At 40.7% G+C, this 24,675-nt stretch carries 22 protein-coding genes and 1 pseudogene; 15 read left to right on the top strand and 8 right to left on the bottom strand.

Annotated elements, in window-relative coordinates; translation table 11 throughout:
* Nucleotides 1-97: 97 nt before the first annotated feature.
* A complete protein-coding gene (locus CDC33_RS27990) occupies nucleotides 98-1,036 on the top strand; it encodes an alpha/beta fold hydrolase (RefSeq protein ID WP_109011705.1) in 939 nt (312 codons plus the stop codon).
* A 114-nt stretch (nucleotides 1,037-1,150) separates the two neighbouring features.
* On the opposite strand, the gene CDC33_RS27995 is transcribed toward CDC33_RS27990, so the two are convergent.
* The 3 genes from CDC33_RS27995 to CDC33_RS28005 form a co-directional block, all read right to left on the bottom strand.
* On the bottom strand, nucleotides 1,151-1,801 hold the full coding sequence (locus CDC33_RS27995) for a hypothetical protein (RefSeq protein ID WP_109011706.1): 651 nt from the start codon (nucleotides 1,799-1,801) through the stop codon (nucleotides 1,151-1,153).
* Between the two features lie 168 nt (nucleotides 1,802-1,969).
* A complete protein-coding gene (locus tag CDC33_RS28000; protein ID WP_109011707.1) occupies nucleotides 1,970-3,358 on the bottom strand; it encodes a DUF2330 domain-containing protein in 1,389 nt (462 codons plus the stop codon).
* 3 nt (nucleotides 3,359-3,361) lie between these two features.
* Nucleotides 3,362-4,264, bottom strand: coding sequence for an RnfABCDGE type electron transport complex subunit D (locus CDC33_RS28005; RefSeq protein WP_109011708.1), 903 nt, complete (start codon nucleotides 4,262-4,264; stop codon nucleotides 3,362-3,364).
* A 290-nt stretch (nucleotides 4,265-4,554) separates the two neighbouring features.
* Between CDC33_RS28005 and CDC33_RS28010 the strand changes: the two genes are divergently transcribed.
* The 4 genes from CDC33_RS28010 (at nucleotide 4,555) to CDC33_RS41735 (ending at nucleotide 6,665) form a co-directional block, all read left to right on the top strand.
* Nucleotides 4,555-5,235: a polysaccharide deacetylase family protein gene (locus CDC33_RS28010; RefSeq protein WP_109011709.1), complete on the top strand. Its 681-nt coding sequence runs from the start codon at nucleotides 4,555-4,557 to the stop codon at nucleotides 5,233-5,235.
* A gap of 64 nt (nucleotides 5,236-5,299) precedes the next feature.
* Nucleotides 5,300-5,653, top strand: a complete 354-nt coding sequence (locus tag CDC33_RS40680) for a hypothetical protein (RefSeq protein WP_244919369.1) — start codon at nucleotides 5,300-5,302, stop codon at nucleotides 5,651-5,653.
* A gap of 327 nt (nucleotides 5,654-5,980) precedes the next feature.
* Nucleotides 5,981-6,469, top strand: coding sequence for a hypothetical protein (locus CDC33_RS28020; protein WP_369694365.1), 489 nt, complete (start codon nucleotides 5,981-5,983; stop codon nucleotides 6,467-6,469).
* Nucleotides 6,462-6,665: a hypothetical protein gene (locus CDC33_RS41735; protein WP_369694366.1), complete on the top strand. Its 204-nt coding sequence runs from the start codon at nucleotides 6,462-6,464 to the stop codon at nucleotides 6,663-6,665. Before CDC33_RS28020 ends, CDC33_RS41735 begins: the two co-directional genes overlap by 8 nt.
* Here the strand turns inward: CDC33_RS41735 and CDC33_RS28025 are convergent.
* Complete coding sequence (locus tag CDC33_RS28025; RefSeq protein WP_109011710.1) at nucleotides 6,662-7,639, bottom strand: carbohydrate kinase family protein; 978 nt, start codon at nucleotides 7,637-7,639, stop codon at nucleotides 6,662-6,664. The two genes, CDC33_RS41735 and CDC33_RS28025, sit on opposite strands and share 4 nt — an antisense overlap.
* A gap of 364 nt (nucleotides 7,640-8,003) precedes the next feature.
* Between CDC33_RS28025 and pedR the strand changes: the two genes are divergently transcribed.
* From pedR to CDC33_RS28050, 5 genes are all read left to right on the top strand, one after another.
* A complete protein-coding gene (gene pedR, locus CDC33_RS28030; RefSeq protein ID WP_109011711.1) occupies nucleotides 8,004-8,267 on the top strand; it encodes a photosynthetic electron transport-dependent transcriptional regulator PedR in 264 nt (87 codons plus the stop codon).
* A 474-nt stretch (nucleotides 8,268-8,741) separates the two neighbouring features.
* Nucleotides 8,742-9,443, top strand: a complete 702-nt coding sequence (locus tag CDC33_RS28035) for a DUF6391 domain-containing protein (protein ID WP_109011712.1) — start codon at nucleotides 8,742-8,744, stop codon at nucleotides 9,441-9,443.
* 90 nt (nucleotides 9,444-9,533) lie between these two features.
* Nucleotides 9,534-10,529 carry a glycosyltransferase gene (locus tag CDC33_RS28040; RefSeq protein WP_109011713.1) on the top strand — a complete coding sequence of 332 codons (996 nt, stop codon included), beginning with the start codon at nucleotides 9,534-9,536 and terminating at the stop codon, nucleotides 10,527-10,529.
* A 51-nt stretch (nucleotides 10,530-10,580) separates the two neighbouring features.
* Entirely contained in the window at nucleotides 10,581-11,675 is a 1,095-nt protein-coding gene (gene rfbB, locus CDC33_RS28045; RefSeq protein ID WP_109011714.1) for a dTDP-glucose 4,6-dehydratase, read from the top strand.
* A gap of 38 nt (nucleotides 11,676-11,713) precedes the next feature.
* Entirely contained in the window at nucleotides 11,714-12,907 is a 1,194-nt protein-coding gene (locus CDC33_RS28050) for a serine/threonine protein kinase (protein WP_109011715.1), read from the top strand.
* Between the two features lie 185 nt (nucleotides 12,908-13,092).
* Here the strand turns inward: CDC33_RS28050 and msrA are convergent, their stop codons facing one another.
* Complete coding sequence (gene msrA, locus CDC33_RS28055; RefSeq protein ID WP_109011716.1) at nucleotides 13,093-13,761, bottom strand: peptide-methionine (S)-S-oxide reductase MsrA; 669 nt, start codon at nucleotides 13,759-13,761, stop codon at nucleotides 13,093-13,095.
* 222 nt (nucleotides 13,762-13,983) lie between these two features.
* Here msrA and CDC33_RS28060 point away from each other — a divergent pair, with 222 nt between their 5' ends.
* The 3 genes and pseudogenes from CDC33_RS28060 to CDC33_RS28070 all read left to right on the top strand — a co-directional run.
* Nucleotides 13,984-15,486 (top strand): MBOAT family O-acyltransferase, encoded by a 1,503-nt coding sequence (locus CDC33_RS28060; protein WP_109011717.1) that lies wholly within the window; start codon nucleotides 13,984-13,986, stop codon nucleotides 15,484-15,486.
* Nucleotides 15,487-15,501: 15 nt separating this feature from the next.
* The gene (locus CDC33_RS28065; RefSeq protein ID WP_109011718.1) at nucleotides 15,502-16,503 is read left to right on the top strand and encodes a hypothetical protein; all 1,002 of its coding nucleotides are present in this window, start codon (nucleotides 15,502-15,504) and stop codon (nucleotides 16,501-16,503) included.
* A gap of 139 nt (nucleotides 16,504-16,642) precedes the next feature.
* Nucleotides 16,643-17,077, top strand: a pseudogene (locus CDC33_RS28070) (YidH family protein); the annotation flags it as partial.
* Between the two features lie 629 nt (nucleotides 17,078-17,706).
* On the opposite strand, the gene CDC33_RS28080 reads toward CDC33_RS28070, so the two are convergent.
* Nucleotides 17,707-19,863, bottom strand: coding sequence for a PD-(D/E)XK nuclease family protein (locus CDC33_RS28080; protein ID WP_109011721.1), 2,157 nt, complete (start codon nucleotides 19,861-19,863; stop codon nucleotides 17,707-17,709).
* An 87-nt stretch (nucleotides 19,864-19,950) separates the two neighbouring features.
* Between CDC33_RS28080 and CDC33_RS28085 the strand changes: the two genes are divergently transcribed.
* Both CDC33_RS28085 and mltA read left to right on the top strand, forming a co-directional pair.
* Nucleotides 19,951-21,297 (top strand): proton extrusion protein PcxA, encoded by a 1,347-nt coding sequence (locus CDC33_RS28085; RefSeq protein WP_109011722.1) that lies wholly within the window; start codon nucleotides 19,951-19,953, stop codon nucleotides 21,295-21,297.
* Between the two features lie 124 nt (nucleotides 21,298-21,421).
* Nucleotides 21,422-22,690, top strand: a complete 1,269-nt coding sequence (gene mltA, locus CDC33_RS28090; RefSeq protein ID WP_181374158.1) for a murein transglycosylase A — start codon at nucleotides 21,422-21,424, stop codon at nucleotides 22,688-22,690.
* A gap of 219 nt (nucleotides 22,691-22,909) precedes the next feature.
* On the opposite strand, the gene CDC33_RS28095 is transcribed toward mltA, so the two are convergent.
* Together CDC33_RS28095 and CDC33_RS28100 are read right to left on the bottom strand one after the other, a co-directional pair.
* Nucleotides 22,910-23,143, bottom strand: coding sequence for a DUF3134 domain-containing protein (locus CDC33_RS28095; RefSeq protein ID WP_109011723.1), 234 nt, complete (start codon nucleotides 23,141-23,143; stop codon nucleotides 22,910-22,912).
* 214 nt (nucleotides 23,144-23,357) lie between these two features.
* Nucleotides 23,358-23,774 carry a hypothetical protein gene (locus CDC33_RS28100; protein WP_109011724.1) on the bottom strand — a complete coding sequence of 139 codons (417 nt, stop codon included), beginning with the start codon at nucleotides 23,772-23,774 and terminating at the stop codon, nucleotides 23,358-23,360.
* Nucleotides 23,775-24,675: the final 901 nt, after the last annotated feature.

Below are 24,675 nucleotides of genomic sequence, written 5' to 3' on the forward strand. Positions count from 1 at the left end.
TTATTAGTCATTAGTGATTTCCCCCCAGTTTCCCCTGCTCCCCCACTCCTTGGACTAGCCTACAATTATTAAAAGCTACTTAACAATTCTTTGAATCATGCAGGCAACTACAGCCCCCTCTACAACCCCAATTCCTGGTAAATATTGGCAGTGGCGCGGGCACAACGTTTACTACGTGCGTGTGGGAGAGAAGCAAGCGCAACGTCCGCCCTTGCTTTTGGTACATGGATTTGGTGCTTCCACAGACCACTGGCGCAAGAATATCACAGGATTGTGTCAAGATTTTGAAGTATTTGCGATCGACCTTTTAGGATTTGGGCGATCGGCAAAACCGAAATTGCAGTATAGTGCCGACTTATGGCGCGACCAACTCCATGATTTTATCAGTGAAGTAATTGGTCAAAAAGCAGTATTAGCAGGTAATTCCCTTGGTGGCTATGCTTGCTTGTGTGTCGCAGCACAACGTCCCGACAGTGCGGCTGGTTTAGTTTTGCTCAATAGTGCAGGGCCTTTTAGCGAAAACCAGGCGACATCTGAGCCGGAAGCTTTACAATCAGAAATTCAGCCTCCCAAACAACCCGCTACTTTGCAGAAACTTCTTGGTGACGGCACTAAGTGGATTTTTCAACAACCTTTAGCCCAGTTTTTGTTATTTCAATACGTGCGCCAAGGTTGGGTAATTCGCCAAACTCTAGAAAAAGTTTATCTTGACAAAAGTGCCATTACAGATCAGTTAGTAGAAGAAATTGCTCGCCCTGCTTACGATCCTGGTGCAATGGAAGTATTTGTGTCAGTCTTTAGCACTCCTCAAGGGGAAAAAGTTGATCTGCTACTAAAGCAATTAACTTGTCCATTACTGATGTTGTGGGGAGAAGCTGACCCTTGGATGAATGCTAGAGAACGTTCCCAGAAGTTTCGTCAATATTATCCTGAACTTAGAGAACATTTCCTAACAGCCGGTCATTGTCCCCATGATGAAATACCCGATAAAGTAAACCAACTTTTAGGCGATTGGGTTTTGTCTATTACTAAGTGACTACATCTTTGGTAAGGGTGCAGCAATGCTGTGCCCTTACAAAATGGTCTATTTGCGTAGTTTACCGCCGTAGGCATCGCCGGATAATTAAGAAAAGCCTGAAACAACGTATTTTTATAACAATCCCTGTAATTCGGCGAATTTTCGCAAACGTGGTAAACACTGGCGCTGATAAAAACTGCTTAATGTCGGAATTGACAGCCCAAATTCTTCAGATAATTCTTTCCAGCTAACTTCTGGGGGTAAGCGTTTGAGAATTAATACCTGACAATTCACATCTGGACGCCCTTTAATGTAAGTACCGCACAGTTCTCCTTCAGAATCTGTCTTAGCCCATATCTCCAAGTCTTCCAGAATGGGAGGTAGTTGGGGGGTAGCAGGGAGGTTATCTACAGGATCAATGGTTTCACTTGTTCCACCCGATGTTGACTGACGAACCCAAAGAGGGATTGTTATGGCTTGTTCCCGGTTCTGGTTAATGTAAAAGTCTTGTAGTCTCCGTTTTAAGTAAGCATTTAGCCAGGTGATAACACTCCCATAGGTGGGGTCATAGGTTTGACCTGTCAAACCTTCACAAACATTACGGCAAAAATACAACCAAGTTTGTTGTAGTGCATCTTGATAATAAGGGGTACTTTCTCTCCAGAGTCTACTTGCACTCAAGCGAATAATTTGCGTGAGCAGCTTTTGACGCTGAGGACTTCCAGATGGGTGTTCACAGGCTTCGCTAACCAAGTAGCGTAGCTGTTCATCGAATTGAACCATGAGAATCTTGGCGAAGAAAGCAAGAATATCTTAGTATTGCGTATAACAACAGTCTAAAGAATTTTCGTCAAGATTTATTCATTGGGAATGGGGCATGGGGCATTGGGCATTGGTCAATAATCATAGTTCTTCTTCCCCTGTTCCCTCATTCCCCGTTCCCTACTCCTCTCAATCTAATCCAAACCAGGACTGGACATTTTCCAACCAGGTGTATGTGAGGTCTCCAACACTCAGCTTCATTTTTTTGCGAATATCTTGGATATTCCCGTTGGTTAACCTAGCTAGAGTCTGCGCTTCTTCTTCAAAACGCTTGGGCAAAGACTGTTTGTACTTCTTACCTGCTTCACACTTCAGTTCCCCTTCAAATGGATATTGCAAAACATAACGCCCTTGGAATAATTCCCGGTTGGCAGTTGATAGGAACATCAAGTCTTCAGGGAATGTGTCGCGGGTGTAGCGGACATGCAGACGGGAGATGAAGACGTTACTGTTAAAAGGGGGAGGAACAAACCTGCGGATTGGTGTAACCTTAGTTTGCTTAGTTAGAGAATTATCATTTAGCCAAAATACGCCTGCTTCCGTGAGTTCCTCTTGGGTAAGGGGATCGGCAGAACAAGGATCGCAACTACCCATGTCCCAAGCATATTCCAAAAAGCCGACTCTCTTGCCTTCTTTGGTGTAAGCGGTTTGGAACAGGGATTTGTAGAATTCACCAAATTCATTTTTGATAAACACGGGAAGATTGACGTTGGAGGGGATTTTCACCGTCCGATAGTTAGTGATTTGTGCCTCTCCTTGAGGTGAGAGGATATAGACAATTAAATCCTGCTCTGTCGTAGCATTAATCATGCCTAAACGAATTGGCAGCATGAACTTGGGTGATTGATAAGAAATTTGTAGCGGACGCAGGAGTTGGTAGCCTGATTCCTCGAATTTATCCAAGTTGACTTTAGCAACAAAGAATTTCATTGAGGAACGGATATAGGGCTGAAGTAATTGTTTTGCTCCTTGAGGGATTTTGTAGCCATTTTGTGTCAGCCAAGTTTCCAGTCCCCCAGATTCTTTTGCACTGAGGATCACGATGTCGTATTCGCCCACATTGAAACGCGCTTCTACCGTCACACCCAAACTGCGATCGCTTATCTGAGGTGCCGCCTTATTTATTGCTGCTGTTTGTACATTTAAAGATAGGCCTCTATTAAATAGTGGTAGCGGGGCACAAGGATCTGGGTCAAAATATTCTACCAATCGCGGTGCACTAAAAGCATCTAGGCGCTCGATAATGCTGGGTAGGGCAACGCGAACTTGGTCTTTTTGCAGCACCGTTGGTACTGGTACTACGATCGCAAAATCTTTGACTTCCCCTTGATAGTCATTTGCCATTGTTAGGACGGTGCGATCGCCATTCCGTGCTATCACTACTTGAGAAGCTTTGTTATACAGCTTCGTATCAGCTTTGGCTACATAAAATCCACAAAATGCCCAAGCTGCGGGTGCAAAACAAAATACTGCGACAATTGTCAACAGTAATGGCGTTAAAAAGCGAAAAATCTTCATTTTTTATACCTCTATATTTTTAATCTTGAGGTCGATGATGTCTGTAGAGACGTTGCAATGCAACGTCTCTACACTTGTTTTTCTCTCTTGCCAAGAAAATTGAGGGGCTAACCAGAGAATATCTAGCAGAATGCTCAATGGGGCAAGGATAAATAGTGCCCAGAAGACTGCGGTAGGAATAAAGAAATAATTCCGCAGGATGAAAGTTAATCCAGCGATGCAAGCTGCCCAAACTACCCGCCCAATTCTTGAATTGGGAATCGATCGCGGATCTGTAATCATAAATAAAGCGAACAACAATAACGAGCCGCTCATCAACCGATGCCAGTAAACATCCCAAGTCCAACCCAGCCAGAGATTGCGAATTGCTTCTAGTAAGGAATAGCTACCTAAAAAAGCGGCTGTGGTGTCCCAGCGACCAATGCGCTGCAAAACCATGCCGCCAGTCCCAGCAAATAACAGCGCATACCACCACTCCTCACCCCACTGTCCCGGCGAAACCCAAGCATCGGAGGTGAGAACTAAGGCGGAAATGATGCCAAAATTAGCAGGGTTGAAGAAATGCTTATCACCGAATTTGAAGAGAAATTTACTAGCGATCGCAGTTATTGCAGCTATTACCATTGTCGTCCAGTGGTCAGCCCGCAACAGTAAACTGAGTCCCAATGAGGTAATTAAAGCACTGCGAAGATTTGTAATTTGTCCTAACCTGCCTGGGGCGTCTATGTTATTAGCCAATGACCAATGACTAATGACAAATGACAATATCGATTGGGTTAATAGACAAGTAGCAATCAATACCCCAATCAAGTCTGGTCGCAATGTCCAGTCTCGTGTACTGATTCCCACGACTAGGAACAAGCCCAGAAATGAAATTTGATAATCTCGTATATCTTTGAACAACATTAACTTTTCATGCAGTGTTTATTCATAGATTTTTCCTGAATTTAGACGAGTACCAGGTCAAAAAGTATTGCTCTTAGAGATTTTTTACAAAATATGATTTTGGGTAGTGATTGCCATACCCAAGCGATCATGATGGTTGAAACTATAAGGAGAGCTTATATCTGGAACTCTCTGTTTGTACAGTAAGTTCTAGATATAAGCGATTTAAGCTATGGTTCCCATGTTTAACAGTTATCAACATTAAGTAATCAGTGTTTTTATGCAAGATTACGCAAAAAAGAAAAAACTTTATGCAACTAGCTCCCCTGTTCCCAATTTTCTACCGCATTCTCCAGCCGAGTTTTCCCAACTGCCTTTGGGCCGGAAATCCCAATACAAAAGCGATCGCCCTCACATTCGATGATGGGCCGCATCCTCAATACACACCGGAAGTATTGGCAGTGTTAGATCGTTACAAGATTACAGCAAGTTTTTTTTGGTTGGGTGTTTGTGTCAACCGTTCACCAGCCATTGCCAAAGCCGTTAGCGATCGCGGACACTGGATCGGATTGCATGGCTACGATCATCGCTCTTTTGCCATGCTTTCCCCAAATGATCTGAAGGACAGTTTAGAAAAAACCCAAGTTGCCATCTACAATGCCTGCAACCTGCAACCTCAACAAGTGCGAGATGTCCGCCCCCCCAATGGTTTATTTACGCCTGCTACTTTAAAACTATTCTCTCAGTGTAATTACCGTCCGGTTATGTGGAGTGTTGTACCAGAAGATTGGGTGCGACCAGGTGTAACCACTGTAGTAGAGCGAATTATGCAGCAGGTTAAAAATGGTTCGCTGATTGTTTTACATGATGGTGCTTGCGGTGGACAAGATGTTGCTGCCACAATTCAAATTCTCATTCCGCAACTACTACAACAAGGCTATGAGTTTGTGACTGTTAATACTCTATGGCAGCAAGCTAAAACTAACCATTGATTGTTACACATTTAAGCATAGATAAAGTTAATAATTGGCTCTAAATCAGGCTTTCTCATAAATTATGCCAGAGCAGTTTCCTCTCATTGAGGTTCCCCTAGATGCCCCAGAGGCTGATGAGGATTTGGGAACAAAAGAAAAGTTTTGGTTTCGTCATCAGGATCTAGGTCGTTGTCTATTTAAGAAAGCTAGACCAAACACAGGAGAAGATTGGGCAGAGAAGATTGCAGCCGAGTTATGCGAATTGCTTGGGCTACCTCATGCTGATTATGAACTGGCGGTATACAATGACGACAATGGCATCATTTCACCGTCATTTTTACCATCTCAAAAAGGTGGAATCCTGACCCTTGGTAATGAAATTCTGGCTCGGATAGTATCTAATTATCCACAAGATTCTAAAGACCTGTCTCGGTAGGAACGAGCCTGATTCTAAAAGAAAAAACAGACTAACAACAAAAGACGCTGGCTTTTCTGTCCAAGCGTATATAGAAAAATGTAATTCTGCGTTGTATGCTAGAGTTGGTGATAAAAAAACTCTCAAGACTTTTAATGCATTTTGTGAAGCGCAACAACGGTATCCAGATGCAGCCAGGGTATGGTTAAATAATCTAGCAAGTGTGTCAAGCAATGATACGTTAGAGCTTTTTGAGTGTATTCCATCTAATCGCATATCGCAAACAGCAATTGAATTTGCACAAAAGATATTGGAGTTAAATCAAACTAAGCTGCTGGACACCCTACTATGAAAACACTTTTTTTAGCTTGGCAAGATCCTAAAAGTCGCGCTTGGCTTCCCATTGGTCGCTTAACATTTGACGGAAAAAAATATCAGTTTGTATATACGCAAGGTGCTATTAAAGCTCAAACTGAACATAATTTTCAGCTATTATATTCCTTTCCAGACTTGAACAAAGAATACGTATCATTTGAACTATTCCCCTTGTTTTCTAATCGATTAATGCGACGTTCTCGCCCTGACTACAAAGATTATATTGAATCGCTAAATATTCCAGAAGGAGAAGACGATCCAATTAGCGTTCTTTCTCGGAGTGGTGGACGCAAGGTAACAGATTATTTTGAAGTTTTCCCCTGTCCAGAACCAGATGAGAATGGTTTATACCATATCCATTTTTTTGCACATGGACTGCGACACCTTCCTGCTTGTGCAACTGAACGGATTAATCAATTACAAACGGGTGAACTCTTATATTTCCCGGTATATTGTGGATGATGTTTTTAAACTCAAGAACAAAAATTCAGAACTTCTAAAAGTAAAAGTTGAGCGCGTGAACCCAGTACCCACAACACTTCAACTACGTTTATTGTGCAATATGACCGCAGAATGGCATGAGGATTTTCGTCCATTTTCTAGTCGGGAGTATCAGTCTTTGGTGGCTGATATCCCAATGGCTTATGCTAGTTCTTAAAGTTGATGAGAGGCTAGAAAAGCTTGAACTTCAGCATCTGTTGGTTGAGAAGCGATCGCACCTGGTTTAATAGTAGTTAGCGCCCCAACAGCACTGGCATAAGTAACGATACGTTTTGCGGTTTCTGCATCCCTTAAGCTGTGGATGCCATGCTGACTCAACTGGTGGATGAATCCTGCTAAAAAGCTATCGCCTGCGCCAGTTGTATCAACTACAGGGATGGAAAACGAGGGTAATTTGCCTTCGTTCTCACCCAGACAGTAGGCGCAACCGTTTTCGCCATCTGTTACTAGTACCCCTTCAATTGAAGCTAGACGGTAAGTGATAGCTCCGGGATCTGCGGTTTCAAATAACCATTCAGCTTCTTCTTTAGAGAGTTTTAGGAAATCGACTCGCTTAAATAATTCTGGAATTTTTTGATGAGCGATGTTTGGCTCGTCCCAAAATACAGGACGCCAGTTCACATCCAGCACAATCTTCAGGTCGTAATGTTCTGCTAACTCTAGGGCGCGGTGAATTGCCACCTCACTTTCAGGATAGGCTAATTCCAAAGTACCCAAAACCAGAAAATCTGCGTCTTCAAACAGCGAACTTGGCAATTGTTTAGCTTGCAGGCGAGTATCGGCAAACTCTGCGGTGTCATACTGACCAAATCCGGCGAAGGTGCGATCGCCTGCGAGATCCCGTGTAACATAAACTTGCCGCGTTGGTGCTGTAGGATGGCGTTGTACCCCCGTCGTCTCTACACCTATATCTTGTAATAGCTTGACCAGTGCATTCCCTGGTTCATCTTCACCAACGGCTCCGATAAATCCTGCTGGCGTCCCTAACTTGACTAAAGCACAGGCTACGTTAGCTGGTGCTCCTCCGGGATACGGAGTCCAGGATTTTACTTCTTCCAGCTTTAGCCCTAATTGATCGGCTAAACAATCAAACAAAACTTCACCGAGACACAAAACACGGGGATTGCTCATTTTATTTTAGATTTTAGATTTCGATTTTGGATTAGTAATTTACAGTATAAAATCTACAACAATTTTCGCTAATCTGTCGCCAGCCCTTCATAGAATTAAATGGCAATTTTTACTACTCCATAACATCTATATGCTTATAAATATCGCTTAAATCTCATAAGTGTTAACACCAGGAAGCTATAATTTTATTAGTATAATAAGTTACTTATTTAATGATATGATTTATATTTTTGCTAATTTTAAATCCAAAGAAAATATTGACAATTGGATTACTGCTAAAACTTGAAACCCCTCCCAACAAAAGAATCTTCTAGAATTAGAAAGAGTGATTAAGTACATATACCAAGGGAGGATAGAAATAGTCATGGCTGGTGGCAAGTCTGAGACCCCCGTTAGTCTGTCAGACAGAGAACTGCAAATTATCGACTTAGTAGCTGCTGGCTTAACTAACCAAGAGATTGCAGGAAAACTGGAGATTAGCAAGCGTACAGTTGATAACCATATCAGTAATATTCTTACCAAGACCGAGACAGAAAATCGAGTAGCTCTTGTTCGCTGGGCTTTACAGTGGGGCAAAGTCTGTTTGAATGATGTCAATTGCTGTACTCTTCCTAAGCAGATCGAATAAACGATTTATTTAGTAGCAAGGTAATTGCTTTGGTCTGGTATAATGACAAACCAATCTTAAGGTTTACTGATTATTTCCCTCTTCACGCCTAAGTTTTCAGTGTGAACACTCTACCAAAAGTTCCGAGTCCTTCACTCAGCCGGAGTTTATGTTAGTGGAGCCAGCTGACCGTCGGACTCGGAAACTATAAAAGATCAGAATTTCTTATTAAGCAGGGTAGAAATGGGGAATGGGGAGATGAGGGAGCAGGGGAGATGAGGGAGCAGGGGAGATGAGGGAGCAGGGGAGATGAGGGAGCAGGGGAGATGAGGGAGCAGGGGAGATGAGGGAGCAGGGGAAGAAGAATTATTAATCCCCAATGCCCCATGCCCAAACTCAAAAATCATCCACAAAAATTAGCAACAATTCAGTGGTGCAAGCGTTACATTTGAAAGAAATCTATGTTGCCCCATCGGCTTTGGGAGCAGTGTTCCAATGAATACTTCCGCTTCTTTTGAGGGTAGCTCGTCTCCCTTTAAATTTTTGAACTTTGATTTTACGACACCTGTATCTGAGAAAATTCCGAGTCTTGAAGACCGATTTTCAGAGTTTGTGCAACCCACACAAGATGCCGACTTACTCAGACAGCTATCGTTTATTCCAGGTTTGAAAGAAATTTTGATGATACGGCAAGTTCACGCCTTAGAACACGCTACTGTTTGGGTTCTTAGCGAATCAAAAAGTGCCTATCCTGCCCAAGGTGAACCTACTAACGTTCAACTAGATAACGAACTATTAAGCGGTTTGTCTACTGAGCAGGGATTCTATCTCTATGGTGAGGTGAATATTAGTGATTTGCGGCGTGCGGTCATACTTGCTCGACATCGCCTCACCAGTGGAGAATGGGATTTGGCTGTACATCCCCGTTGCGGGACAAATTTATCAGTAGCAATGCTTTTGACAGCTGGACTAGCTGTAGGTGTGCATCTATTACTACCATTTCGACCAATCGAGCAACTTATTGGTTTGGGTTTAGCAGCAACGACAGCCGCCGAACTCGCACCTGATTTAGGTTCTATGGCACAGCGTTACCTAACAACAGCCATTCCTTTTAACCTAACAATTGACAATATTATTCGTACACGCGACGTTTGGGGGCGTCATGCACATTTTGTTAAAGTGGGCTGGCAAGAGTAAGAATGAGGAAGACAAGGAAGATAAAAGGGACAGGGTAAAATTTTCTCCCTTGTCTCCCCCACTCCCTACTCCCCACTCTCTTAAAAAATTATGAGAAAAGTTTACTTCTTACTCCCTGGTACAGATGGCAAATTTGCCTGTGGTGGTCTTTGGGCTGAATTAAAAGCACTTAATTTGGTTCAGCAGTTCTGTAGTGCTGATGTTGTAACTTACCGTCAACGAGAAAAAGGTAAGCTTTTTATTGATGATTTGCTAAAAGAGAAAAATTTAAGTGATGTAATTTTTGTCATCAGTTGGGGATTTGATATAGCTCAACTTGTAGCTAAACTTAAGCAATACAATGTTGTTTACCATGCACATAGTGCAGGTTATCCATTTAGGCTACCCGCAAGTATTCCGATCATCACTGTTAGCCGCTATACAATGGGATATTGGGGAGAAAAATCGCCAAACTCTCTGATTTATTATTTGCCGAATCAAATTTCTGACGAGTTTCAAAATTTAGGGCTGGAACGGGATATTGATGTTTTAGTTCAAACTCGGAAATCTTCTGAGTATTTAATTAAAGAATTGATTCCAGCGTTACAAAAACGTTGTAAAGTATTGGTTGTTGATTCATACATAAAGGATTTACCTGGACTATTCAACCGAGCTAAGGTTTACCTATATGATTCGGCTGATTACTGGACGCAACAGCGTGTAAGCGAAGGGTTTGGTCTACAACCAATGGAAGCTCTTGCCTGTGGTTGTCAAGTATTTTCTAGTGTAAACGGTGGACTGGCTGATTACTTAGACCCTGGATTTAATTGCTATAAAATTGCTGGATATTCACAAGAATATGATGTCCAACGTATTCTGAAGGTGATTGATTCTTCAGTAGTTTTTAGTTTATCTGAAGAATTTTTAGCTGAATATCGAACTGAAAATATTATTAAGCGTTTCCAAGTTATTTTGGATGAGTTAAATGAGTTTTTTGACCATAAGATACAGCAGCCATCTAATATTAAGAGTTTGACGAAAATACGTGTGGCAAAATTACTTGCTCAGAAAATATATGGGAAGCTGAAGAAGAAATATTTTAAGTAATAGAAAAAACCGCAGAGACGCACAGATCACAGAGAGAAGAGAGGAAATGGAATGAGTCGGCGGTTATTAGTTACTGGGGGTGCGGGGTTTATTGGGGCAAATTTTGTGCATCATTGGTGTCACGTTTATCCAGATGACCGGGTGGTGGTGTTGGATGCGCTTACCTACGCGGGAAATCGTCTGAATTTGGCGCTGGTTGAGGGAAGAAAGAATTTTCGGTTTGTAGAGGGGGATATTTGCGATCGCACGCTCATAGACGAGTTATTATTAACCGAAAATATAGATACCATCGCCCATTTTGCTGCTGAATCTCATGTTGATCGTTCAATTCTTGGGCCGGCTGCTTTTGTACAAACTAATGTGGTAGGAACTTTCACGCTGCTAGAAGCTTTTCGGCAACATTGGGAAGCAAAAGCACAGCCATCTGATTATCGTTTTCTACACGTTTCTACTGATGAAGTTTACGGTAGTTTGGGCCCAGATGATGCAGCTTTTTGTGAAACGACACCTTACGCTCCCAATAGTCCCTACTCAGCCTCGAAAGCTGGTAGCGATCACTTAGTGCGTGCTTATTACCATACTTACAACCTCCCGACAATTATCACAAATTGTTCTAATAATTACGGCCCTTATCAGTTTCCTGAAAAACTAATTCCTTTGATGTGCATCAACACTTTAATAGGTAAACCATTACCTGTTTATGGTGATGGTAAAAATGTGCGTGATTGGCTTTATGTGGGCGATCATTGTCGTGCTTTAGATGTGGTAATCAATCACGGTCAACCAGGGGAAACATACAATATTGGTGGCAACAATGAGGTGGAAAATCTCAACCTGGTGCAGCTTTTGTGTCAGATGATGGATGAATTAGCACCTAATTTACCAGTGCGTCCAGCAGAGCAATTAATTACTTTTGTTAAGGATAGACCAGGACACGACAGGAGATATGCAATTAATGCAAACAAGATTAAAACTCAACTTGGTTGGACACCTTCAGTAACAATTGCTGAGGGTTTACGTTTAACAGTTGAATGGTATCTTAATCATCGTGATTGGTGGGAACCTCTGCTGTCTGCGGAATATCAAGCTTACTATCGCAAAAATTATCTGGCTCCCACAATTTTTCTAAATAATGACTATCCTTGAATATAAGGGAATCAGAGTAAATTGCCAGCAGGTGTCAAATGCTGCAACCAGAACAGATATTACAAGACCGTTATCAAATCCAACGCCAACTTGGCAACAATGGAATTCGTCAAACTTGGCTAGCCAAGGATTTACAAGCCTCTGATGACCAAAATTCGACCGTTGTGGTCAAACTTTTGGCCTTTGGTGGTACTGTCCAGTGGGATGACCTGAAGCTTTTTGAGAGGGAAGCACAAATTCTTAAACAGCTAAATCATCCCCGCATCCCTCGATATATAGATTATTTTTGTATCGACGATCGCACACTCTGGTTTGGCTTAATACAAGAATACATTCCTGGTGAGTCGCTCAAGGAAAAACTTGCTATTGGCGAAAGGTTTAGTGAAAAGCGAGCTAGAAAAATTGCTGTTGAGGTTTTAAATATTCTCATCTATCTACATGAGTTGAATCCAGGGGTGTTGCATAGAGATATTAAACCGAGTAATTTAATCTGGGGCGAAGATAATCGGATTTATTTAGTTGATTTTGGTGCAGTTCAGGATAAAGCAGCAAGAGAGGGCGTTACTTTCACTGTTGTCGGTACTTATGGTTATGCCCCAATGGAACAATTTGGTGGTCGAGCAGTTGCGGCTTCAGACCTCTATGCACTGGGAGCAACTTTGATTCATTTGTTAACAGGAACTTCCCCTTGTGATTTACCTCAACAGGATTTGCGGTTGCAATTTGCAGACCGAGTTAACTTGAGTCCTAGTTTTCTCAATTGGCTACAAAAGTTGATAGAACCTGCTCCAGAACAACGATTTACTAATGCCCGCGAAGCACTGAATGTTCTCAAATCTCGTTTGGCTATTAAATCCGCAAACAAGAATCAGCTAGTTCCGCTAAAAGAAATAATCAACAATTCTGGATGTGGGATAAATAATCACAATGAAACAGTCCCAGAGGAAATTCTCGGTTGGAACTGGGGCGCATTTCTCATGCCTTGGTTGTGGATGTGGCCGAATCAAGTGTGGTGTGGAGTGTTCTGTTTTATACCAAACTTTTCGTGGTTTCTGGCGATCGCATTCGGTGCAAAAGGCAATGAATGGGCTTGGAAAAGTAGACGGTGGAACAGTATTGAACAATTCAAAGCGCATCAAAGAGGCTGGGCGATCGCTGGTATTGTAATTGGAGGGCCGATTAGTATTATGTTATGGGTTCGAGCGATCGCTTTACTCCAAGCTGCATTTTAGTGGGGAATGGGGAATGAGGGAGCAGAGGGGACAAGGGGACAAGGTGACAAGGTGACAAAAGTTTAGAACTTCCAACAAGTCTTTCCCCTCGTCCCCAATTCTCCTTGTCCCCAAGTCCTCTTTCCCATGCCCAAAGCCGCCTTATGTCGTGACTCCTACCTACTCCCCACTCCCCCTAGCTCCTTCTAACTACTAACTTGCGATTCAACTACACCCACGGGACAAGAAACATTTGTTCCTCCTAAACCACAATACCCGTTGGGATTTTTAGCCAGGTATTGCTGGTGGTAAGCTTCAGCGTAGTAAAATTCAGGTGCATCCAAGATTTCTGTAGTAATCTTGCCATAACCAGCACCGTTGAGGGCTTGCTGATAAGCTTCCCGCGATGCTTCTGCTAGCTGTTTTTGACTTTCGGAATATACATAAATTCCCGAACGGTATTGAGTGCCAGCATCATTACCTTGGCGCATCCCTTGGGTAGGATTGTGGCTTTCCCAAAAGATTTTGAGTAGTTCAGCATAACTGATTACTTTGGGATCAAACACAACTAACACCACTTCATTGTGGCCGGTTCGCCCACTACATACCTCTTCATAAGTGGGGTTGGGTGTGAACCCAGCAGCGTAACCCACTGCGGTGGTGTAAACACCTTTAAGTTGCCAGAATTTGCGTTCTGCACCCCAAAAACAGCCCAAGCCAAAAATTGCCTTCTCTAATCCATCGGGATAAGGAGGTTGTAAGGGATTCTTATTTACATAATGAGCTGCGGGTACTGACATAGACTGTGCCCTTCCTGGCAAAGCTTCCTCAGGTGTGGGCATAACTGCCTTTTTGCCAAATCCGAATAGTGCCATTGATTTTGACTCTGATATATATCTTTACCTTATTTACTATTGTAAAGATTCTCGCGATCGCTTGGGGTTTTCTCGGAATTCCCAGCGCAGTCATTCTGACTGAACTGTTTGTCGGTGGCTTTTTTGTAACTTTTTATTAATTTTAGTAAATATATATATAAAACTTGTGTGCTGGTAATACATGTAATCGTATTATTTTCTTCGACCACAAAAAAATCATGTATGTTATTTAACAGCCTAGAGTTTATATTTCTATTTTTGCCAATTACTCTTTTCATATTTTTCTTTCTTGGTAAATATGGTTATCACCGTTTAGCAATCACCTGGTTAGTGACTGCTTCTTTATTTTTCTATGGTTGGTGGAATCCAAGATACTTACTATTGCTTCTAGTTTCAATAGGCTTAAATTTTTTTATAGGTTATACACTCAACCAATTAAACTCACCAATCAGAAAAAAGACACTGCTTGTTTTAGGAATAACAGCTAATTTAATTATCCTTTGTTGCTTCAAGTACGCTAATTTTTTTGTTTCAAGTGCAGCCGATATATTAGGTATAAACTTTAATTTACAAAATATTATCCTGCCATTAGGGATATCCTTTTTTACTTTCCAGCAAATTACCTACTTGGTTGATTCTTACCGTGAGGAAGCGAAAGACACTAAATTTGTAGACTACTGCTTATTTATCACCTTTTTTCCTAAACTAATTTCTGGCCCTATTGTTCACCACTCAGAGATCATGCCACAGTTCGCTGACAAAGCTGTGTGTAGGTTTAACTTAGAGAATATGGCAGTAGGTATTACCATTTTCAGTTTGGGATTATTTAAGAAAGTTGTTTTTGCAGATAACATTGCTGCTTATGCAAGCCCAGTATTTAATACTGCTGCTGCTGGTATCTTCCCCACATTTTTAGAATCTTGGGTGGGTGCGCTAGCCTACACGTTGCAACTGTACTTTGATTTTTCTGGTTATTCTGACATGGCGATTGGGATAGCTAGGATGTTCGGGATTAAGTTACCAGTTAACTTTTTCTCACCTTATAAAGCTACCAGTATTAGCGACTTCTGGCGTAGGTGGCACATCACTCTTTCTAACTTTCTTCGAGATTACTTATACATTCCTTTAGGTGGTAATCGCAAAGGTGAGATTAGACGTAGTTTGAATTTAATGATAACCATGCTGCTGGGAGGAATTTGGCACGGTGAAGGTTGGCAATTTGTCTTTTGGGGTGGATTGCATGGAGCTTATCTAAGTATTAATCATGAATGGAATGTTTTCCAAAAAAAGTATGATTTAAAAACAGATAACTGGCTGAGTCTAAAACTAGGTTGGTTTATAACATTTCTCGCAGTTGTCATCGGATGGGTATTTTTCAGAGCAGAAAACATGGCTACGGCATTCATAATTGTCAAAGGCATGATTGGATTAAATGGCTTATTATTCACTACTCAAATTCTTGAATCAGGCTTAAAAAAAGCAATAATTGATATTTCTATTTTACTTGCGATCGTCTGGTTGACACCTAATGTTCAGGAATGGATGGGCAAGTATGAGCCAGTCTTCAATTATGAAAAATTAAAAAAACTTTCATCTAATAGCCTTTTTTGGTCTAGATTACAGTGGCAACCGAATCAAACTTATGCCTTAGTCGTTTCAGTTTTAACTGTAATTGCGCTGTTGCACCTTACCAAAGTTAGTGAGTTTTTGTATTTTCAGTTCTAGGGAGAATCAAAGCTGATGCTTGCTTATTTAAAAACCTACTTGACAATGGTAAGTACACTTATCTCCTTTATTGGAGTAGTAAATGTAGCTGTTGACCCACTCTGGTACACTCAAGGGAACAAGTTAAATCCAATAAATGTTCCCTATAATGAAAGGCTGACCAAAACTAATCTATTGTTGCATAGTGATAAGCAAAAGTATGATTGCCTCATTTTTGGTAGCTCTCGTGTCACTCTGTTAAATAGTAAGGCACTCAAGAATAATGTTTGTTTCAATTATTCTTTCAGTGCTGGAACAGCTGAGGAATTTGTTAAATATGCCGAATACGTTAAAGAGAAAGGGGTTAATCCTCAAAAAATATATGTGGGGATAGACTCTTACAATTTCACTTTTGATAAAAAGACAGCACTTAAAAATAACGTTGAGGTAGCAAAACCAAAACCTGCCTATCAGGCTTATCTATTCTCTCTAGACACTTTGCAGTTGTCCTTGAAAACAATTTTTAGGCTAAATACAGAGATTAGATTCTACGATCAAGATTTTCAAGGTAAAGTTTTTGATAATGCCCCTAAATACAAACCTGAGTTTATAGATAAAAAAACTCAAGAGAAATGTGACTTTTCTCGCATTGCTTATTACAAACAAATACGACATATATTCCCAAATGCTAAAATTATTGGATATGTGCCACCAATATCAGTTTGGAAGCTTTTCAATGAAAGCTATGCTCGTGGCTTGCTAAACTGCGAATTAGAGGCAATTTATGAAGCTTCCAAAAGTTACGACATAACATACGATTTCTCATATCCTTCAGAGATGACCACAGTCACATATAATACTTATGATGGTAGTCACTACTATCCAGATGTGAATAATCAAATAGCACAAGTTCTTGAAGGAAAGCTATCAAGTCCTGGAATTCGTATCCATCAATATAATCTAAATGAATATCAGCAGTTTCATAAAAGTAAGCTAAAAGAGTATTTGTATAAGCAAAAACAGGGAAAACGGTGGTAAAAAACAGAGTTTGAGTTTGTTTGAATATGATTGTTTTGACTTTTACATATACGTCTTGATTTTCGTTCTGGCGCTAGTCTGTGCTATTTATCAATGTAATAAATACTTTTCAAGGATAAATTGGCGTCAGAAGATACTCATGGATAAAATACCAAAAATTGATCGTCAAAGGGAGCATCAAGCAAACGAACGCACTTTTCTTGCTTGGCTACGCACTTCTATTGCTTTGATTAGCTTTGGTTTTGCGATCGCGCGATTTGGTATATTTCTGCGCCAGTTGAATATTGCTATTACTCAACAAGAACCTCCGGTAAATCCATTATCCAATTCGGAAAACTTGGGTTTGGCTTTGGTAATTTTTGGAATTTTGACTGTTGCGTTAGCTGCGTGGCGATACAATCAAGTTTTCTGGCAAATTGAACGAGCAGATTATAAACCAAATAGGTTAATGGTTTGGATAATGACCGGAGTTGTAATTATTTTGGGACTTCTCAGTATTCCTTTGCTCTTAAAGCGTGATAATGTGCCTTTTCGTTCTCCTGTTCCAATTCAACCACAGTCCCGAAATTTGCAAAGATTAACCCCAAACGCCAATGTTAACAAGGGGACAATTACTACTCTATATAAACATCTATATAAACAAATATTTTTGTTTTTGAAATAGCTCATTAGATAATTGTCCAGATGAATTGTTTTACCAGATCCTAATTGTAAATTCACCATTTAAAGATAAAATTATTAACACTTGCTTGACGGATCTAGAGTGGTCTAATGCTAATACCCTTCACCCCAAAATTTTAGAAAAAAATGATTTTGATAAAATTAGAAACTCAGAAAAATTATTTGCCAGCAAGTTTGATATGACTATAAACACGGATATATTAGATATGATTGATAAAATGATATTGAGTCAATCTTAACTTACAAATAAATTTTAAATTTTGGTCGTAAAAAAGAAATAATAAATGTTCCCCACTATTGAACTTTGGACGAAAAAGATAACAATTAACTTCTAAATTAGCGTATGAATCAATACGGTTCCGTTAAGGCAAGAGACGCGATAAATCGCCGTCTTTACAAGAATCAGTCCTTTGTAGAGACGGCGATTTATCGCGTCTTTGGATCTAGGGCGTGTCATCAAAAAACCTTATCCGAACCGTATTGGCGTATGAATATGCGAATTTAGAAAACTTTAAATAAGTTTTATGTAACGGAATGCGTTACACAAGCATTCACTAAGGGTAATAGTGGCCCTAATTGCTCTTGTCCATTCACGGCTAAATCGCTGTGACACAAATAAACTCTCTCGGATACACGAGAGAGTAAATCTGTCAAAATTCTTTGCAATCGTTGTTCTTCTGCCAATTTCTCATCTTCTGCTGTCCAAGGTTCGCCTAATCTGTCTCGCAGGAAAAACGGCGCACCGAACAAAGTTGCTGCACCACCTTTTGCCCATAGAGGTGAACCAGCATCTAGCCAAAAATGCCAACGGTGCGATCGCCTACTAGATCGATATTGAAATATAGTTGCTAAGGTGACAGCTTTTCTCGCTCCACCAATGGGACGCACAGGATAAGGATTAGCGGTAATAGTCCCACGTCGCAGTAATTGAATGAATTCGATAAGAGTTGTGTGAGGTGTTGTCTCTGTTGGGCTAATTTGTCGTAGTCTGGTGTCAATTTCCCAGTAATGTTGAGCGGTTTCTAATAATTCCCGCAATGCTGCTAGTTGTTCGTAGGGGAGATTACTACCATTCCACAAAAAGCGTTGAATTGCCCTGTCTAAGAGGGAAATGGGACTGGGAATTAACCGCAGTTCTTGTTGCGATCGCTGCTGTTCTAACCACTGTAATATCTCATTATATGCTGTAGTTGCTGCATAGCCGATTCTATCCCAGCGCTCGAAGGCTGACACTGGTAGCAAGTTGGGGCGATCGGGATGGGGTACAAAGCAGTAATCTGCAATCAAACCAGCGCGAACCGGATCAATATTTGTATATACCCGATTCATCGCGTCTTCTGATGGTTGTTGTTTCCTACTCAACACAACCAACATTTCTGCTACAGCATCCCGATCTACTAAGCGTCCCAAGCCGGGATAAACTAGTGCCAGCATGGTAAGTAATGCGCGAATGACGGGTGAACTAATTAACGGACGTTGGTCATTCAACGATTCTACCTGGATGTTTTGCTTAACGAGGATTTCTACTAGAGTATAACGAGCGATCGCATCTAAACCTGGTGCAATAATCGCCACTTCTTCTGGTTCTATTTGCTGTGATTGGATGGCATCAGCAATTACCTCTGCTGTTTGCCGCAATAATTGGGCGCGGGAGGTAGTTTGAATTGAATGCACGGTTTTTGGTAAACTCAACAGTACCATTGGTTCTGTGAGTAATTCCACCATCTGGTTAGCTTGCTCACCAAGGGACTCTGGAGGGGGCCCGGTCAAGATTTCTACCCGACAACGTTCTGCTAATCCTTCTAGGTAGTTGGGATCTGCTCCCAATCCCAATCGGACTGCACCATCGGGATTGTAACTAAATGCCCCGACTGCACCTTGATCTAAGAGTAACTCAAACAAAAGACGCGCTACGCTAGGATAATCATCTACATCATCTGCCAATACCGCCTGATAGCGTTTAGTTAGGTGCTGCTGGTAATTGCGATCGCTTAATAAATGCTGACTATACAGTTCAGTAATAATCCCATAACTTAGTAACCCCCTCTCTAAACACCAGTTACGCCAATCTAGAAGCAAAGAGGCGAGAAATTCCGGTTCTAAAGTTGTAGGATTTTCCCCCAGACCCCTTGTCAAAATCTGGGCAATATCTTCGCAAGGTATACCACTATAAGCTGCTAATTGCAATAAGTCTAGAATGCGACGCACCAAGCGAGATTCATTCACTCCTGCAACACGTAAAATTTCTTCGTCTAATTGGGGACGCCAAAGTTTGGTTGCTAACTCTTGCTCCGTTTCTGGGCGCAATCTTACTGGAAACTGTGCCTTCAGGCTCAAAGAGTTAATTAGCAATGGCCAAAATAAAATAACTTCATCCTGAAAAAAACCTAGCGGTGTCTTGGCACGCACCGGATATTTCCCCAAGGTAGATGTAATAATTATATCCCCCAATTCTCGACGATTATCATCATTAGCAGCTAAGACTAAAACTCCTGGCTCTGTTTGTTTAAGATATAAAAATTCGGGTGTATGAACGCCTTTTTTACGTCCTGATTTCTTAGTATAAAATGATTCAGTGTATTGCTTCTCAGGTTGTACCCAACTACAAAATTGCTCTACCAAGCGAGCTGTCTTACCACTGCGGCTAGTGCCAACAATCCAAACCGAATGAGAAACCACAAACTTTCTCCTTGTAGATTTGCTAGTATACCTCGTGCGTTAACTTAAGGTTAATAGTTACCAAATAATGCTGGATGATTGTCTCCAATGAAAAACTCTGTTTTTAGCCAAAAAATCTATTCTTTTTTACTTGATACTTACCGATGGTACTTACAAACTCCTGAACGTTCTTTAAATCAAGCTTACGATGCAGCATTAAAGATTAAGGAAATAGAAGACAAGCATTTCAGTGGTAATAAAATAGACATTGACTCAGCCATGTACAGTAATAGCGTGATGGATTATTTTGAGTCAGACCTAAAAAAGCTATTAAAAACTGTGAGGATGCGGCTTACAGAGTTGAAAGCAAGCCGTTGGTTTTTAAATGAAGAGAATCAAAAAGCTGCCGAAAAAACAGGTATAGAGTATCTCAGCCCTTCTTTGGTTTTGGAAAGGCTTAACTTTATCGATCAAGTTATATCCAAATACACAACACTTTCCGCTCAAAAAAGTTCCAACGTTTTAGTGGTTCAACCTCCAAATTTACCAGTTGAATCTGTAATATCTGACGACAAATCGCTAATCGTCAATAATCCAACGTTGCCACCGAAAATAACAACTAAAGATTGGGAGACAAAAGCAAAACCAAAGGGTAAAATTGATACAACAGGGGTTTTACCCCGCTCTATTTTAAGCACTATCACTCGTTTGCAAGTTGAATTAGATCCTAATTCGGAACAAGAAGTAATCCAAAGCTTTCGTCAAGCTCAAAGAAGAACAATAATATCTATTAGGTTTATTTTACTATTAATTATCGTACCACTTTTGACGCATCAAATAGCAAAAGCTTTTGTAGTAGGGCCATTTATTGAGAAGTTTAGAAACACTGAGCAAATGCAAATATTCCTCAATTCCGAAATGGAAGAGGAAGCCCTTGGAGAATTACAAAGATTTGAAGAAAAGCTCCAGTTTGAAAATTTTATTAGAAATGCCCCGCCACTGTTGCCTGAACAGATAGAAGTTGAAATGAAGAAGAGGGCGGTTGAGCTTGCTGAAGAATTCCGTTATGAAAGCTCTAATGCTATCAAAAATGTTTTTGCAGATATTTTTTCGGTGGGTGCTTTTATCTGGCTTTTACTCGTCAGCAAGTCTTCTATTGCTGTGATTAAAGATTTCTTTGATCGGATTGTCTATGGACTTAGTGATAGTGCTAAAGCATTTATCATTATTTTGTTTACCGATATATTTGTAGGTTTCCACTCTCCTCATGGCTGGGAAGTACTTCTAGAAGGTGTATCGCGTCATTGGGGATTACCAGCAAATCGAGATTTTATCTTCTTATTTATTGCGACATTTCCAGTGATTTTAGATACTATATTTAAATATTGGATCTTCCGATATTTGAATCGGATATCGCCTTCAGCAGTTGCAACTTACCGGAATATGAATGAATAAGGTATTGGGGATGGGGCATTGGGCATTGGGCATTGTACAGAGAATGAATGACTAATGACTCTCGATTTGCGGTTTTATTTTTGAGTTTGAGGGAAGTGGGATAATATGAAAAATTTGAATTTTGATGGAAGCAATTGCTGAGTTAGGAAAGTTTAATAAAGTTATCGCTATCAGCTTACCCTTAGTTTTGTCACTTTTCCTGGTGCGTATGCAACCTTTAGCGCATCAGGAACTTAGTCCGCCTGAATGTCGCGTGAAAAAGTGGGATATACCAGTTTCCTTGACTGCTGAAAACCAAAAATCACCATTAATTCAGAGGTTACCAATAACTTGTTGTCAAGGTGATACCTCTTGTTTGGATGAAGTTCTCTATGGAGAAATACCAGACAAAAAGGCGCTGATGAGTGCGATCGCTCGTAGTCTCCAATACCTGCAAACGGCTAATGCTGCGGCTGCTTATCAAAACTATCCTGTAGCTGAGATTAGGCGCGATCGCGTTATCAAAAGCTTGAAAAGATTCCGCGAACTCCTACTAACAACTAATTCTGCAACAGAATTACATCAAGCCATTGAGCGAGAATTTGTTCTTTACCAGTCAGTTGGTAAAGACACCAAAGGTTCTGTTTTATTCACCGCCTATTATGAACCGCTTTATCCAGCCAGTCGCGTCCCCACACCAGAATACCGTTATCCTGTTTATCGATTACCTCCTGATTTCAACTCCTGGTCTAAGCCTCATCCTACCCGTGAAGAACTAGAAGGAGCAGATGGTTTACAAAGCGCAAAAGGAAAATTACGAGGATTAGAGCTATTTTGGTTTCGCGATCGCCTCGAACCATATCTAGCTCAAATTGAAGGTTCAGCCAGACTTCAGCTTCCTGATGGTACTCAAACAACAATCGGCTATGCTGGTCACACTGCTTATAATTACAAAAGTATTGGGCGAGAATTAGTGAATGATGGCAAATTACCGCTAGAAGGTATAACTATGCCAATTATTCTTGACTATTTCCAAAAGCATCCCCAAGAATTAAATATTTATATTCCGCGCGATCGCAGTTTTGTTTTTTTTCAAGAAAATCATGGTGAACCAGCCCAAGGTTCTATTAACGTACCATTAACAGCAGAGCGTTCTATCGCTACAGATAAATCTCTTATGCCCCCTGGTGCTTTAGCGTTGATTCGCGCTTCCATTCCCTTCGTTAATCCTACCGGAAAAATGGAGGAGCGCATCGTTAGTCGCTATGTTCTTGACCAAGATACCGGAGGTGCAATTAAAGGTGCAGGTAGGGTAGATTATTTTTTAGGTACTGGGAAATTAGCAGGCGATCGCGCTGGTGTTACAGTCAGTAATGGACAATTATTTTATCTATTACTCAAGTCTAAAAATTAAATAGACATCTGGTGAAAATGATTGTAGAGACGTTGCATTGCAACGTCTCTACAAGGGTTTCAGGTAACGCATAATTAATTTCTGGAGATGTCTAATACACTCGCATTTTAATACTAAAAATCCCAACTTCTTTAAAGAAGTCGGGATTCTTAACCTTTTGGCTTAATAAAGTACACATTCCAAATCAATGAAACGCTTAGGGTAACTACGAATTACGAATTACGCTTCGATATCCATGTCACCATCATCATCGTCATGATCGTAAGGGATATCGTCAAGGTCTATCATTTCTGAAATTTCTTCTACTTCATTTAAATACTCAGATTCTTGATGTTCCCGTTCTATTAGACGACCAGTTGACTTTAACCATTCCAAGAGAATAAACTCATTACTTGTACGAATTACAGGCGCTCGCTGGTTACGAGGTTCTTCACGCAAAGGACTTGTAGGCATAAAAAAAACTCACTTTGAATTATGGGTCACTGTGTAAAAACAGGAAAATTGTCCACTAGGGTCAAAAGCCTTGTATCACAGGTCTTTTCTCAACAGATTAAATACGAACCATTGAGTTTTTTATTCTCTTGTCCGTCTAATTACTTACCATTAAAATGTCTGCGCGTCAGTTCTAATAATAAATCTTCAAGGGGACGCGAACTCACAAGGTATTTCATACCTTGGCGAGAGTTTCATACATATCAGATGGTAATGCAGACAATCTGTTCGCTACAGCGACTGCATCAGCTAAGTTGCTAAATTGACACCGGACAATTTCTTGTCCATTTCCTGAGGGGAATCGCTTCCTAGCTTTGTTAGAGACAGCACAAATAATCGCTAAAGCTTTGGCGAACCCATCTTTTGTTAATATTGTTTCTTTAGCGAACCCTTCAACAGGGATAAGGCAGACCTCAAATCGATAACCCGGTCTGGGAGAAACAGCTATGTCGATATAGGGTTTATCTTCTTTCCTGATTCTGCGTAAATATTGGGCAGTCGAATTAGTATCATGCAAATCAGTCCCAAGGGCATAAGTAAAAAAGCAATCTTCTGTCAGCGATTCAGGACGGGTAATTATATCCGTTGGCATAAGTTCAAGTATTATTCGTATGTTGTCTGGGTTTGTGATACACTTTACTGTCCAATCCCACTTACTTAAGTAAAAATTGCTGCCCACATCCCCAACTTCTTTAATAAGTCGGAGATATAAATTTAGCTTAAATAAGTAGCATTCTAATACAGGTCGGCGGAAATAAACCTACCATTCCAAACAGCCAGGAAGCCCAAAATTAAAGCATTTTGACTTTTGACTTCCGCCTTGCGATACCAGTTTCACCCAATGTATTCCAATACAGCAATATAAACTGACATAAAACACTTTTAGAATGAAATGGTGTAGACACCTCCAGAATCAAAGGGTGTAGAGATTTAGATTCGGGGAGGCGTCTATATAGTCAGTCACATGACCGAAAATATTTCTCAACATAGTTAATCATAACATAGTTGACCGTTGAACTCTTTTTAACTCCTCTAATCGATACATACTCCGTCACCAATAACGGCAGAATTGTATGCAATTGCGATTTTTAGCTTGGTAAATATACTTATTAAAAATCTTTAATTTTACTAAGTATATTTATATGTAAAGGATAATATAGTCATTGCTAGGACTTACGCACACTCTACGAATTCTCGGCGCTCTTGGCGTCTTGGCGGTTCGAGAAATTAAGCTTTTTAGCAATTTTTGCGTAAGTCCTAATTGCGATCGCAAAAGCCTATCGCAGACAAGCCTATCGTAGATAATATAATGTTCGGGCAATTAAGCATAATACGCAAAACCCCACCCCCGCCAAAGCTACGCTTGAGCTAACCTCCCCGCAGGCTAGGGTAGTTCAGACAAGTATTACCAGCACTGTATTTCAATTCTAGTAGTTTCGTAGGGTGCGTTATGGACATGCTGAAATAACAAATGAGTACCCCGAAATAACAAA

Origin of the sequence: Nostoc commune NIES-4072 (assembly GCF_003113895.1) — a bacterium.
In the GTDB taxonomy this organism is placed as follows: domain Bacteria; phylum Cyanobacteriota; class Cyanobacteriia; order Cyanobacteriales; family Nostocaceae; genus Nostoc; species Nostoc commune.